Genomic DNA, 13,236 nt, shown 5'->3' with positions numbered 1-13,236 from the left:
AAAGGATGCACTGCACTATTTCGTCTCCTGCTCGAATGAATTGTTGATGGACCTCAAATGCCCCTCTTGCGTTGCAACGCGTTCCGCCGTCTCCGGAGGGTGATCGTTGAAGCCGATTGCGCTGCGGAGAAAATTGGTGCCTAGACTGATGAATGCGGCTTGCTCCCGATTGTCCTCGCCGCAGCCGTGCCCGCCTGCGCTGGCCTCGTAGAAGTAAGCGGGATAGCCAAGAGCCTGCAGTTTTGCGGCCATCTTGCGCGCATGGCCCGGATGGACGCGGTCGTCGCGTTTCGTGGTGGCGATCAGGATAGGCGGATAGGGCTGTCCCGGCGCTGCGGCGTGATAGGCGGAGATTTCCTTCAGGAAAGCCCAATCGTGAACCTTGTCCGGATCGCCATATTCGTCGATCCAGCTCGCGCCCGCCAAGAGCTTGGTGTAGCGACGCATGTCGATAAGCGGTGCTGTGCAGAACAGAGCCCCGAAATGCTCAGGATAGCGGGTCAGCATGTTTGCGATCAGCAGGCCGCCATTTGAGCCACCCTCGGCGGCAATCCGCCTCGGCAGGGTGATGCCCCTTCGCACGAGGTCGGAGGCAACGGCGGCGAAATCGTCGTGGGCGAGACGCTTGCCCTCCCTGCGCCCGGCTTCGTGCCAGCGGGTGCCGAACTCGCCGCCGCCGCGGATGTTCGCCTCGACACACGTGCCACCGCGCTCGAGCCACAGCTTGCCCAGCGGGGAGTTGTAGTAGGGCAGGAATGATACGCCGAACCCGCCATAAGCGGAAAGGTGAATCGGAGCATCTCCGTTCCCGTTCGCCGGACCAACCTGCGTATAGGGGATCAGCTCATGATCGATAGAGACTGCCTCGTGGCGCGTGACCACCAGTCCGGATGCATCGAAATTCTCCGGGCTGCGCTTCAGGATTGCTGAAGCGCTGAGAGACGGCGCGGCATTCAGATCGAACAGCAAGAGCTGCGGCGGCGTGATCGGATCCTGAGCACAGATCAGGACCTCTCCATTGGTCTCGTGAACTGCCGCATCGAATGACCAGACGTCGACAGTACCTTCGGCGGGCAGGGTGTTCAGGACTCGGCGCGTCCATTCCTGGTGGCCGGGAGTGAACATCTCGAAACGCGGTGCGAGATTGACGAGGTAAGAGATAATGAGCTTCCCGTCATTCCAGAAGAATGACTGCATGGAGCGCCTTTCCCCTGGTTGAAACAGGGTCTCAAAACGGCGTCCGCCGGCGAGGAAAGTGGAAAGCGAGATGACGATCAGCGCGTCGGCGGGATGGGTGGTGCCTCCCACCGTCCAGGGCTTGCGCGGCCTTACCGCCAGCCAGTCGCCGAAGACCCGCCACGACGCGTCGCGAGGAAGATCGATCTGCCTCCTCGGCCCGCTCCTATCGCCGATCCAGCTGATCTTCTCGAAGAAGGCCGGCTGCTCGATGAACCAAAGGCGCTCGCTGCGGCCGGTGCGGTCCGAATGACCAGACACTTGGAAGCTTTCGAACCCGGCCTCGAAGATTGCCGGCGTGGTGAGGGGATCCGCGTCACGCTTCCACAGTCGAACTGTGCGCGCATAGCCGGAGCGGGTGGCCATGCCATTACCAAGCGCACTGGAAAGCAGAAGCGTGTCAGGGTCCAGCCAATTAACGTAGCCTTTGGCCTCGGGGAGGTTGAAGCCGTCGGCGACAAAGCTCAGAGAAATCAGGTCGAATTCGCGATGCACGACCGCGTCGCTGCCGCCGCGCGACAGGCGCAGAACGGCTCTTTCCCGTCTCTCCGGCTCGATGGACGCGCCGTCCCAGATCCAGTCCTCTCCGTCGCTAGCCGCGAGAGCATCCAGATCGAGCAGTAGCTCCCATTGGGGATCCGCCTTCATGTAGGCGGCAAGGGTGGTCCGGCGCCACAGTCCGCGTGGATTACCGTCATCTCGCCAGTAATTGTAGAGGTACTGACTACGGCGCGCGATCAGGGGAAGATTGTCGCGATTGTCGAAAATGGCTGTCAGAGCCGCGCGGTCGCGCTCGAACTGCGTTCCACCGAAGTGCTTCAGAGTCCTTGCCGATTGGCCGGCGGCCCAGGCAAGTGCCCGCTCGCCCTCTACATCTTCAAGCCAGACATAGGGATCGTCGTCGGGAGCATCAAGCGTTGGACGGACATCAAATGCGTTCATGTCCGGACAGCCTTCAGAAAGAAGGGATAGAGGCTTCCGTCGGCTCGGGAACGCTCAGTGTCGGTAGCGGCGCCCACATGTTCGAAAAGCGTGATCATTGATGAGTTCTTCCAGTCGGTGCGGCATCGCAGTGCTTTTGCGCATAGGGCCGCAACCTTCGTGCCAACTGGGAAAATCGTTTCGGAACAATGCGATCGCTCTGGAAGCGTTGTGTCACATGTCCGACATCGTCGAGAATCCGACAACGAGTGCTCCTCCTAATCACCGGATCAACCTCCGGCGCCAGTCGTGGACACTGTGCAGAACTCGAGAAGTGAAGCTCATTGGAGTGAACCTGGTTGACGCCCAACATCTTCGCTCTGGAGCGCTTCACGCACACGGATTCATGGCAGACACCATGATGCGATCGATGCTGTTAGAGACCAAGCTGGCTGCGCCTGTGAGTTTCAGCCGCCAGCTGGAAGCAGCGGAGTTCTGAGGAGAAGGGTGGGGGGCCCAAGCCCTGCCGCAATCTTGGCCTGCACCGTCCCCTTGATTGTTGTGGGTCAACGTCTGCCTGCCCGCTGAATTTGGCACGCCTTACACCTACGTCACGACCAAGACCTTCCTGTTGCACTTCGGCCTCGACACACTGCGGGATTTGCCCGATTTCGAGGCGATTGAGGTTGCCGCGCTGCTCAGCAAGGAGAAGCTGCTGGCGGGCGATACTCCCATCGGGCTGGTGAGTGGTGGAGGAGGTGAGGAGCGACACTCCAAGGCCAGGACGGGCTAGCGCAGCAGATACATGGAAGTAATCGCTTGATATGAGCGGTTGAGAGTCGAATCAGGGAACTATGCGATCACTATCGATAAGAGGTGGCAATATCGATCGTGATTGTATCGGGCCACTCTACGGCGAAGGAGGCGGCAACTTGTGTCTCCGACCCGAAACGATTACCTTGCGGCCATTATGAGCAAGCATTTGGCATCCGTCTTGACGACGTGAACGCGCCCTGCAGCGTACAGCTGGACGACGCGGCGCTGGCCGATTGCTTTGCGGATCTCGATTTGGCCAAGCAGCATCCCGCTCATGTCAGCGCCTTTCTCGGCGAGGTCCCTCTCGCCCAGCAAGTCGAGTTCGCAACCGCGCACCACATTCGCGGTCGACGAGATGAAGGCTTTTGCCGCCAAGTTCTCTGCCTGGTCCGGCGAAAGCTATCCGCTCGCCGCATAATGGCTGGACATGATAGCCGACGCCCGTCCCGAATGGCGGCGGCTTTTTCGTATTATATCGACCTGATCGACAAGATGCGGCGGAACAGGGGTCCACGTGCGATGCGGCCAAAGCGGATCCAGCTCTCGAGCGCGACTACGGGGTAGGTGTGGTCGCTGGAGCCGCGGCCGACCTCGACCTCGCGCCAGCCGGTCTTGCCGCGCAGGGTGACCAGCAGCCCTTGCCGTCAAAAATCTCGATCCAGCTGGCGCCATCGCTGTTGTCGTCGCGCATGACGTCGAGACCGACGATCTCGGAGCGCCGCAGGCCGCCGCCACAGCCCAGGAGCAAAATAGCGCGGTCGCGCAGGCCCTGAGGTCGTGGCCGAGCGTGGCGATCATCGCCAGCAGATCGTCGCCAGGACCGCCTCTTTCTGCCGCGGTGGCTTTGCGTGCTTGCGGCGAATGCCGGCAAGAACCTTATAGATATGCCGCTCCGCGCGGTCCAACGGCCGGCCGCGCTGGGTAAAGTTCCAGGCGAGGCCGGAAAGCCGCCGCTCGATGGTCGCAAACTAAAGGGCAGGGGCGCCACGCTTCGGATCGCCGGCGGCGGTGCCCGAGGCACAGGCGCTGATATTGAGCCTGATCACCTTCGAGCCCGGAGGCAGGGGATCGAAGCCAGCGCGCCGGCACCAGGAGGAAAAATGCCGCCAATCCTTGGGGTAGGCGTCGCGCGTGTTCTCCGAGGTGGCGTTGTAGCCCCTCGCGGTCTCGACCAGTTCCTGGACATGCGCCGGGACTCTTTGAGCCGGGTCTCCATCTCCTTGTAGAGCTTGTCAAGCTCGCCATCGACTGGCTTCAGGTCGTCGATTGAACATTGCGTCATCATAGGCTTTGTGCCTTGTTGTAGCAGGCATCGTCCGTTCGCGCGGCGGACACAGACATCACCGTCGCTGAGCCGAGAACGACGGTAAAAGAAAATGCACTCACTGACTTCATAACCAATCTCTTTTGCGGGTGATTTAGAAACGGACGCCGAGCTTGGCGCTGAACCCGTGTGTCTGGGCATCCGAGGCGATCTGTCCCTGATAGGCGATGCCGAACGTCGCGTTCTCGGTGATGTTTACGTCAAGCCCAGCTTCGAGCAGAGCTGCGTTCTTTGCGATCGGCACGCCCTTGATGGCGAAGGAGGAACCGCCAGCAAAGGCAAGAGCGGTATCCGGCCTGACGTCGCCGAAGGCGTGGCGCCAGCCAAGACCGCCGCGCGCGGTAGCAGTCACGGTGCCGAGGGTCAGTACCGTCGACGCACGCAGACCTAGCGTGGTAAACGCCGTGTCGCTCGAGCGATCCCCGCTCGACAAGGCGGCTGCGCCGCCATTCTCGGTGAAGCCATCGGCGTCAAAATTCACATAAGCGAGATTAGCGTAGGGCTCGAAGGAAGCCGAAGCCGTATTGATACGGTAGCCGAGCTCGCCAAAGGCCTGGAACGTGCCGGCGTCGTAATCGGCCGAAAGGCTGTCGGCGAAGCCTGGAAAGACCACGGACCTGCCGGTCTCGATGCTGTGCCAGGTATAGGCAAGGCCGGAACGAAAACCGAGATTGCCGTTCTGCGTGCCGGCAAAAAGACCGAGATGGTAATTCTCGCTCGAGCCCGACGACGCGCGATCGTCCGCCTCCAAGGAGGTATGGCTGTAGCCGCTGATGAGGCCGAGCCGCCAGCTTTCGCCGACAGCCGCGTCACCGCCAGCCAGAAAGCCGCCTGTCGAGTGATCGAGACCGGCGGCATTGCCGTCGCTGTCGAGATGACCCCAGGCGCCGAAGCCACGGCCCCATACGGCGAAATTCTCACTCGTTGCCGGGGCCAGTTCCAGACCACCCAGCCCATAAGTCATCACCGGAACGCTGGAGGCACCGACGCCGTCGAACGCCGCACGGATCCGTTCGCTCGCGGCATCGCGTACAGAATGACTGTCCTCGATGAGGCCGCTATGAATGGAAGCATGAACCTCGCCTGATAGCATATCGAAAGCGTTGCGGGCTTCCGGCGCCGTCAGGAACAGGATGTTGTCCTGGATCGGATTACCGCTTCCAAGCGCCTGAGCCGCTGCGGCGACCGAGCGTTGATTGAAGGTGCTGGCTACATCGGCAAACGCCGTCGATGTGCGGCTGATATCGAGATAGACATTGTTGGCATCGTAGACGAGCTGGAAATCGACGAAGGGCGTCGCGTCTGTCGCCAGAGCCCCCGTCAGCCCGCCATAGGTGCCGCTTACGCCGCCTGCTGCGGAGAGCAGAGTATATCGGGCATCGACCGATAGCGTTCCCTGCCGCAGCAGCTCGATCTGCGCGCCGCTGTCGATCGCCGCTGCTCCGCCAACATCGATGAGATCGGACGACCTTGCGAGGTCGACCTGATAGATCGATCCGGACTGCTGCGCGAAATCGCCCGTGACAGTCAGTGTGGTGACGATCCTGCTCGGATCGGTCGCACTGCCAGGAGCGACCGTGCCGCCCTCGGAAATGGTGACCGCACCGTAGGTGCCGCCGCCTGCGACGACACCGCCGCTGTTTGCGATAGCCGTGCCCCCGATCTGCCCGTCATTCCCGAGAAAGCCGGACGTGGTCGCATCATGGGAAAGCACACCTGTATCGGCAAGCAGCAATCCCGCGCCGGAACCGACCGTCGTCATGCCGGAAAAATTGTTCTTTCCGCTCAGCGTTTGCACGCCACCGGCAACGAATAGTTTGCCGCCCATATTATTGTTATCAACGTCGAGGTCGTTGATGCTGCCGGCGAACGTGTCGTTCGAATCCGTTAGCACCAGGGTACGCTTGCCCAGTTCGACCGTTCCGCTGCCACTCAGGCTACGAATACGGGCATCGTTGTAGGCGTCGGAGATTCCCCAATAGTCGCTGCCATTTCCATGTTCGGAGATATCGAACGTGCCGTCTGCAACGACTTTCGCTGACCGTTGGATGTTGCCGAGCCCCGCAAGCGAGAGATAGGCATCCTGAGCAATATTCGTCTCGCCGGTGTAGGTGTTGACATTCGTCATCCGGACCACCGTCTTTGTATCAAGCGTCAGCGATCCGGAGCCGGAGACGACACCCGCTATGCCGAACCCGCCCTCATTCCCCATGCTCGTCGTGATCCTGCTCAGACCGGTCCCTTCGGGTGCGGATGAATCGGTAGAGAAGTTGCTGGCAGTGACGAAATGTGACGTATAAGCGGTATACTTCTTCTCCAGATCGAAAATGACCGATCTGTTTTTGAAGAAGTCAAGACCGGCAACAAAACTGGTCTGGTCATTGGGTTGTTCCGTCGTGCCGCTGGTGTAGGTGAAGTCGATATTGTCCAGCCTTACCGGATCGCCATCCGTTCCTGCGATTGTAACGCTCGGGATGTTGCCCGATGCGCTTACGATCTCGCGTTGCTCATTTCTCCGAACATTTTTAAGTTTGACGCCCGCATCCTGAAATTGCTTCAGCATCGCATCACTGATCTCCAGACTGCCACCGCCCGGTGTGCCGGTGTCGAGCAATACCGCGGTCTTGTTGGGGTCGGTGATTGGTGGGGCTCCATCCTTAACCGTGTACTGCAGATTGTAGCTGCCTTCGTATTCGGTCGAGGCATTGGCGCCAGAGCCAGGAAAATTCTGATAAGAATCCTGATCTTTTTCCTCGGGTTCTCCCCATGGCATGGCATTAGTATATTGGGCCCGGAGGCTTGGATTGAGGTTGACAATCGTGCAGGGGGAACAGCCAGGCGTTTGGTCGCTCTCGGAATCCGGATTCACATTGGCGGAGACCACGTAGCCAGACCTGGTGACACTGCCCATCATGCCCCAGACACTTGTCTTGCCAAGAAAATCGCCGGCCCCGAATGTACCTGCGAAATCGCCGCCTTCGTCTGCCATCTTGCCAGCGGTCATTTTCGCCCGCTGCTCCTTATCGGCGTGATAAGGTTCTTGGAGATCCTGACCATACATATCTTTAAGTCCATCCGTCACGGATCCCGGCGTGCACTTAAGATTGTTGTCCTTGCAATACGCATGGGTATAGACAAAATCGAGAATGCGAGCAGCCCGGTATTTCTTATCGCTTACAGACGGCCCGTCGATTGTTATCTTTTGATCTGGATCGACATATGTAAATTTATCAATTTCCACGTTCTGAAGCTTATTACCATACGTTCCGTCCCCGTACGTATATACGTAAGGCGTGTCGGCAATCGGGCGGACCCCGGTCACCTCTGACCCGATCTGCGTGTTGAGCTGGTCCGAGCCCGTGTCGAATACGTATCGCTGCGCGTTGCCATTGTTGATCTTGGCCCAGATGCCCAGGCGGTCATGGCCTTCCCCGACATACTCCAGCGGGATCGAAATCGGGTCGTCGGCCAACGCTTCTCCAGTTGGAAATGCTACCAGACCCACCCCGAGAGACACAGCCGGCAGGAATACCGTCGTCATCGCGGTGGTTGCCGCCAGAAAGTTCTTTGTCCTGAAACAAGCCTGCATACCTGGTCCTCGAAAAAGTCTCGCAAACTGATTGTTCATTGGAACGGCCTCCTGAATTGTTTAACGAGACCCTTTATGGCGGCCCTGGCTGACAACAGCCTGAAAGCTGCAAGCGGCCTGCGAGAATGGGGCGATCCTGAATGACGACAGGTGCTGTCAACAATGGATGAGTGCTCGGCCTGAAAGCTGAGCACGCTTTATGCTCAGGCTGCTGACAAGGCCAAAGCAGCGTAAGTGCGGAGTGAAATCCAAGGTCCACATGGGTCGTCGCGCTTCCCGTGCGCCTGGGAAGGCGCCGGCCCGGCCAAGCTTTCCCAGATCGTCCGGATGGCGCACAAGATACCGGTTCAGGTCGATCGAGATGGAGGCCGAGGCGTATGCCAAGGCGGTCGACTGCCTGACGAAAGATCAGAATGCGTCGCTGGCGCTCTACGATTTCCGCCGGCAGCGAGCTCAGCTCCTGCCGGGCATCCGTGTTTACTGGCGACGAGACACAAGATGTGCCCAAATTGCCACCAGACCGTCACCTGCGATGAGTTTCGGCAACTGATTTTGTCCTTTCAATCGTCGCCACTTCCTGGCCGCGGCCAACATGGGCCACTCGAAGGCAGCAGACTGGCGGCTATATGGACGGGCTGTGAGCCCGCACCGGAGACATTGGCGAAATCTACGATCTCTATAGCAACGTCAAGGAGAAGCGCGAGGTGTTGCAGATGTGGTCAAATCACATCGAATGGCTGATCAAGCAGGCTGCGGATGACGCTCTGGCGGCGTAGCTGCTGGCATGGGCGGAAGATGCGGCGCAACAATCGTCAGAGCCTCATCGAATTGGAGAGCATGCTTGACCAGCAAATGCGCGGCCAATGCTTCGATGGCCGACCAGTGATCGAGTACTAGCCGGGCCGTGCAATCTTCGATCCGCCCCCAATCGGGGCGGCGCGGCATCAGGAACCGCAACTCACCATAGATTCGCTTGGCATCCGCGTAGTCGCTGCTCCCCTCATTCCCATCGGACGCATTCATCGCCATATCGCGCGGGTCCAGATAGCCTTCGAATGCGGATTCTGCAAAAGGACCTGCCAGACACGCAACTATCTCTTGGATCGCTTCATCGCGTTGGAAATGTCGATCCATATCGTTCTCGAAAATCGGCTTTAGCTCCGAGGTGAATCCTTGCGCTGAATAGAAAACCGTGCCTTCGACAAAACCACCGCACTCTCCGTCACCGGCGTCGGGGTAAATACTAACACTTGAGAAAGCAGGGAGTTCACGGTCGTCGTCGAACATCTGACGGTGCAAAACGATGGCGGCCACCGCGTGCCCGGCTTCGTGATGCGCCACAGACGGGAGAAGATATTGGGAGGCTACATTCATGCGGTGCGGCTCTCAGATCTAGTTTCCATCCAAGCCCTGATATCGGATTCAAGCCATGCGACTCGGCCGGGGGAGATGCGACGCCGCTTAGGGAACAGGCCTGCCTTCAGAGTCGCGCGGTCGCGCTCGAACTGCGTTCCACTGAAGTGCTTCAGGGTCTTTGCCGACTGGCCGGCGGCCCAGGCAAGTGCCCGCTCGCCTTCCACATCTTCAAGCCAAAGATAGAGATCGTCGTCGGGAGCATCCAGCGTTGGACGGACATCAAATGCGTTCATGTCCGGACAGCCTTCAGAAAGAAGGGATAGAGGCTTCCGTTTGATCGGGAACGCTTAGTGTTGGTAGCGGCGCCCACATGTTCGAAAAGCGTGATCATTGATGAGTTCTTCCAGTCGGTGCGGCATCGCAGTGCTTTTGCGCATAGGACCGCAATTGTCGTGCCAACTGGGAAAATCGTTTCGGAACAACGTGATCGCTCTGGCAGCGTTGTGTCAGATGTCCGACATCGTCGAGAATCCGACAACGAGTGCTCCTCCTAATCACCGGATCAACCTCCGGCGCCAGTCGGTGACACCGCATTCCTCTGTCTTTCCAGGAGACGGCGTGGACATCAATGCCGTTCCTCACCGAACCCGCCTCCTAGCCCTTCGCCCATACGTCACGGCCGCCCCCCGGTTTGGCTTCAACCTGAAGGATTACGGCGTCCTCTTCGCAGAGAAGATCGGGTTGTTCGTGGCGCGCGCAGCGGAGCCCAAGGAGCTTTTCTGGGTTGCGGATACTGGCATGTCGATATTACGACCGTGTGTCCTTCGACAAGCTTGGTGGCTTCTTCAACCAGAATCTCGCCGCGGAGATCGAATCGTTATCTGCGCCGCAAAGTGCGGCCGGTGAGCGGCGTGGCCCTGCGTTCCAGTTGGCCACGGTCCTCGCTGGGACGAGCAAGTAAATGGCTTGCGCAGCAACGGTGCGATCACACCTGGAGCACGGCGTCATCAGGAAAGCGCCATCCTTGTGCGCCCACGACACCCTGGTCGCCATCGGCCGCATCGCGGGGGGGCACTGTGGGCGATAACCATTCATTGATCTGGGCGATTGAGGGTTCTGCCGGGGCGCTATTGCTGCTCGGTAGGGCTGCGGGCTGGCGAGTCTACCAAGGCGAGCAACGACAGGCGAGACGGCAGACATTACGTGACGGAACTTGATATTGCAGTGCAGCAAGCGTAGAGCACCGCGCGCTTATCGGAGTGTCGTCCATGGCCCTTACCAATGCTGGTAACGAGGCAGAACCTGTCGAACAATCGAGCCATTCTGAGGTCGAGCAGCACAGCACCAAGGCGCTGATGTTGGGCGCACTAGGTGTCGTTTATGGCGATATAGGCACCAGCCCGATCTATGCATTTCGCGAGGCGTTGCATGCATCAGCGGGTGGCAACGTCGCCAGCCGTGGCGACATCCTCGGCGTACTCTCGCTGATCATCTGGTCCCTGACGATCACCGTGACGATCAAATACATCATGTTCGTGCTCCGCGCCGACAATCGAGGCGAGGGCGGAGTGCTGTCGCTTATGGCGCTGGCGCGCAACAGTTTCCCGACCTGCTCTGCGGTGATCCTCGGCATCGGCATCGGCATCGGCATCGTCGGCGCGGCGCTTTTTTTTGGCGACGCCGTCATTACGCCGGCAATCTCGGTACTGTCGGCGGTCGAAGGTATGAATGTCGTCACGCCGACGTTCCAGCCCTATGTGGTGCCGCTGACACTGGCCATCCTGGCGATCGTGTTTGCGGTACAGCGGTTTGGCACCGGCGGCGTAGGATTGGTGTTCGGACCCGTTACCGCGCTGTGGTTCCTGGCCATCGGCCTTTCCGGGCTCAACCACATCATGGACGACCCGGAAATCCTGCTGGCAATCAGCCCGCATTACATCGTGTCGTTCCTGGTCAACTCGCCTGACGTCGCCTTCGTTACGGTTGGTGCAGTCTTCCTCGCCGTCACCGGAGCCGAGGCGCTCTACGCCGACCTCGGCCATTTCGGCCGCAAGCCGATCGTGCTCGCCTGGCTGGCGATCGTGTTCCCTTGTCTGTTGCTCAATTATGTCGGGCAAGGCGCCTTCGTGCTGGCAAATGGCGGCGTTGTCGGTCATCCGTTCTTCGAGATGAACCAGGGCTGGACGCTTATTCCGATGGTCGTGCTTGCCACGGCGGCGACCGTGATCGCCTGCCAGGCGGTGATCTCCGGCGCCTTTTCGCTGACCAGGCAAGCGGTACAGCTCAACATGCTGCCGCGTTTCGTCATCCAGCACACGTCGGAAAAACAGTCGGGCCAGATCTATCTGCCGCGCATCAACCTGATGCTGGCGCTGGTGGTGATGCTGCTGGTGGTCGGCTTCGGCGAATCCAGCCGGCTGGCCTCGGCCTACGGTATTTCGGTGACCGGCAATATGCTGGTGACGAACATACTGCTTTTTGTTGTGATGACGCGCATCTGGAAATGGCCGCTCGGCGTCGCGATAGCCTTAATGGCGGTGTTCGTCTTCATCGATACCGGCTTCTTTGCAGCTAACATCGTCAAGGTATTCGAAGGCGGCTGGGCCTCGCTTGCCATTGCCGCAGTGATCGTGATGACCATGTGGACTTGGATAAGAGGCAGCAGGTATCTATTTGACAAGACGCGCAGGAACCAGATTCCGCTCGATTTCCTTGCGGGCAATCTGTTGAAGAAGAAACCGCAGCTGGTGTCCGGTACGGCCGTGTTCCTGACCAGCGATCCCGCCAGTGCGCCGACCGCGTTGATGCACAGCCTGAAGCACTACAAGGCGCTGCACGAACAGAACGTCATCCTCTCTGTGGTGACGGCGCAGCAGCCCGTGGTGCCCGACAGCGAGCGGATCAAGATGGAAACGATCAATGAGCTGTTCATGCGGGTGACACTGACCTTCGGCTACATGGAACAGCCTAACATCCCGCGTGCGCTGGCGATCTGCCGCAAGCAGGGTTGGAAGTTCGACATCATGACGACGTCCTTCTTCCTGTCGCGTCGCTCGCTCAAGGCGTCACCCAACTCCGGCATGCCGGTGTGGCAGGACAAGCTGTTCATCGGCTTGGCGCGCACGGCCGCCGACGCGACGGAGTATTTCCAGATCCCGACCGGACGTGTGGTCGAGATCGGAACGCAAGTGGCCGTTTAGGTATGCCCGGTTAAGCAGAATCAATTGGCATTTCGCGAGCCGGTGAATGCCTGACCGGGCGGAGGCCACGATGCTTGCGCCAAACTGGGGTCCGGTTCCAGGCCTGAAGCTTCCGGCCCCGAAAGCCGTCCTTTACGCCTGCGATCATTTCCGTTCCGCATTGTCTTGCCGACCCACCAGTCGAGATGCGCTGAAACGACCTCGCCGGGCAGCAACTTATCATTTGAACCTAATCGATGTGCCGCAAGTCCGACCTTCATTCTTCAGTTCACAGGCTAGCGTTGCCAAAATCGGCGTGCCGCCTAACCGGCGCCGCACCGTGACCTGTCAGGATGCTATGCAGGCGCGAGGCAGAAGCTGGCTCGAGGCCGCCGGCCTGGTGCTGGTCCGGCAGCGGCCGGGCTCGGCCAAAGGCTTCATGTTCCTCTGGAGGATGAGACGGGTGCGGCAAACGTCGTCGTCTGGGTCAAGATCTCTCGAGAAATTCCGGCGCGTGCTTCTTGCTTCGGCCATGCTCGGCGTCCGCGGACGCATCCGACGGAAGAGGAGGTGGTGCACCTCGTCGCCCACGAGCTGACCGATCTGTCGGCCGGGCTGGCCAGCGTGGGAAACCGCAAGACGCCGTTTCCGTTGCCGCACGGCCGAGGGACGAGGCTCATCACGGCGGATCGGGCATCGATCCGCGCGGCATGCCGAAGGGGCGCGACATCGTCGATGCAGTATGACCATATCGACCCTATCAAGTTCAAGACGCGTAACTTCCGGTAGCGCTTCCGGAGGCCACTTCAGCAGCA

The 13,236-nt window shown here is 59.7% G+C and carries 8 protein-coding genes and 2 pseudogenes; 4 read left to right on the top strand and 6 right to left on the bottom strand.

Going from position 1 to position 13,236, the window contains the following annotated elements; all coding sequences use genetic code 11:
- Positions 1-15 precede the first annotated feature (15 nt).
- Positions 16-2,178 (bottom strand): prolyl oligopeptidase family serine peptidase, encoded by a 2,163-nt coding sequence (locus P9273_RS22745; protein ID WP_082826571.1) that lies wholly within the window; start codon positions 2,176-2,178, stop codon positions 16-18.
- Between the two features lie 217 nt (positions 2,179-2,395).
- Between P9273_RS22745 and P9273_RS22740 the strand changes: the two genes are divergently transcribed.
- The gene (locus P9273_RS22740) at positions 2,396-2,656 is read left to right on the top strand and encodes a hypothetical protein (RefSeq protein WP_095769041.1); all 261 of its coding nucleotides are present in this window, start codon (positions 2,396-2,398) and stop codon (positions 2,654-2,656) included.
- Between the two features lie 93 nt (positions 2,657-2,749).
- Positions 2,750-2,950 (top strand): annotated as a pseudogene (locus P9273_RS22735) (SMC-Scp complex subunit ScpB); the annotation flags it as partial.
- 161 nt (positions 2,951-3,111) lie between these two features.
- Here P9273_RS22735 and P9273_RS22730 read toward each other — a convergent pair.
- The 5 genes and pseudogenes from P9273_RS22730 to P9273_RS22710 all read right to left on the bottom strand — a co-directional run bounded on the left by P9273_RS22730 (position 3,112) and on the right by P9273_RS22710 (position 9,535).
- On the bottom strand, positions 3,112-3,348 hold the full coding sequence (locus P9273_RS22730; protein ID WP_063169293.1) for a hypothetical protein: 237 nt from the start codon (positions 3,346-3,348) through the stop codon (positions 3,112-3,114).
- Between the two features lie 116 nt (positions 3,349-3,464).
- Positions 3,465-4,148, bottom strand: a pseudogene (locus P9273_RS22725) (integrase); the annotation flags it as partial.
- Positions 4,149-4,391: 243 nt separating this feature from the next.
- On the bottom strand, positions 4,392-7,925 hold the full coding sequence (locus P9273_RS22720; protein WP_082826570.1) for an autotransporter outer membrane beta-barrel domain-containing protein: 3,534 nt from the start codon (positions 7,923-7,925) through the stop codon (positions 4,392-4,394).
- Positions 7,926-8,627: 702 nt separating this feature from the next.
- The gene (locus P9273_RS22715; RefSeq protein ID WP_127287488.1) at positions 8,628-9,260 is read right to left on the bottom strand and encodes a hypothetical protein; all 633 of its coding nucleotides are present in this window, start codon (positions 9,258-9,260) and stop codon (positions 8,628-8,630) included.
- Positions 9,257-9,535: a helix-turn-helix transcriptional regulator gene (locus tag P9273_RS22710; RefSeq protein ID WP_063169289.1), complete on the bottom strand. Its 279-nt coding sequence runs from the start codon at positions 9,533-9,535 to the stop codon at positions 9,257-9,259. The genes P9273_RS22715 and P9273_RS22710 overlap by 4 nt, the downstream gene beginning before the upstream one ends.
- A gap of 975 nt (positions 9,536-10,510) precedes the next feature.
- Between P9273_RS22710 and P9273_RS22705 the strand changes: the two genes are divergently transcribed.
- Together P9273_RS22705 and P9273_RS32415 are read left to right on the top strand one after the other, a co-directional pair.
- On the top strand, positions 10,511-12,442 hold the full coding sequence (locus tag P9273_RS22705) for a potassium transporter Kup (RefSeq protein WP_063169287.1): 1,932 nt from the start codon (positions 10,511-10,513) through the stop codon (positions 12,440-12,442).
- A gap of 549 nt (positions 12,443-12,991) precedes the next feature.
- Entirely contained in the window at positions 12,992-13,210 is a 219-nt protein-coding gene (locus tag P9273_RS32415; RefSeq protein WP_063169286.1) for a hypothetical protein, read from the top strand.
- Positions 13,211-13,236: the final 26 nt, after the last annotated feature.

This window comes from Mesorhizobium sp. WSM4935 (assembly GCF_029625735.1).
Lineage (GTDB): Bacteria > Pseudomonadota > Alphaproteobacteria > Rhizobiales > Rhizobiaceae > Mesorhizobium.
The sequence above is the reverse complement of the archived record's forward strand: the minus strand, read 5'-3'. Positions and strand labels throughout refer to the sequence as shown.

Excerpts from the sequence above, each read along its gene's own strand:
- P9273_RS22745 (WP_082826571.1), bottom strand. The coding sequence starts at position 2,178 with ATGAACGCATTTGATGTCCGTCCAACGCTTGATGCTCCCGACGACGAT.
- P9273_RS22740 (WP_095769041.1), top strand. The coding sequence starts at position 2,396 with ATGTCCGACATCGTCGAGAATCCGACAACGAGTGCTCCTCCTAATCAC.
- P9273_RS22720 (WP_082826570.1), bottom strand. The coding sequence starts at position 7,925 with ATGAACAATCAGTTTGCGAGACTTTTTCGAGGACCAGGTATGCAGGCT.
- P9273_RS22715 (WP_127287488.1), bottom strand. The coding sequence starts at position 9,260 with ATGAATGTAGCCTCCCAATATCTTCTCCCGTCTGTGGCGCATCACGAA.
- P9273_RS22710 (WP_063169289.1), bottom strand. The coding sequence starts at position 9,535 with ATGAACGCATTTGATGTCCGTCCAACGCTGGATGCTCCCGACGACGAT.
- P9273_RS22705 (WP_063169287.1), top strand. The coding sequence starts at position 10,511 with ATGGCCCTTACCAATGCTGGTAACGAGGCAGAACCTGTCGAACAATCG.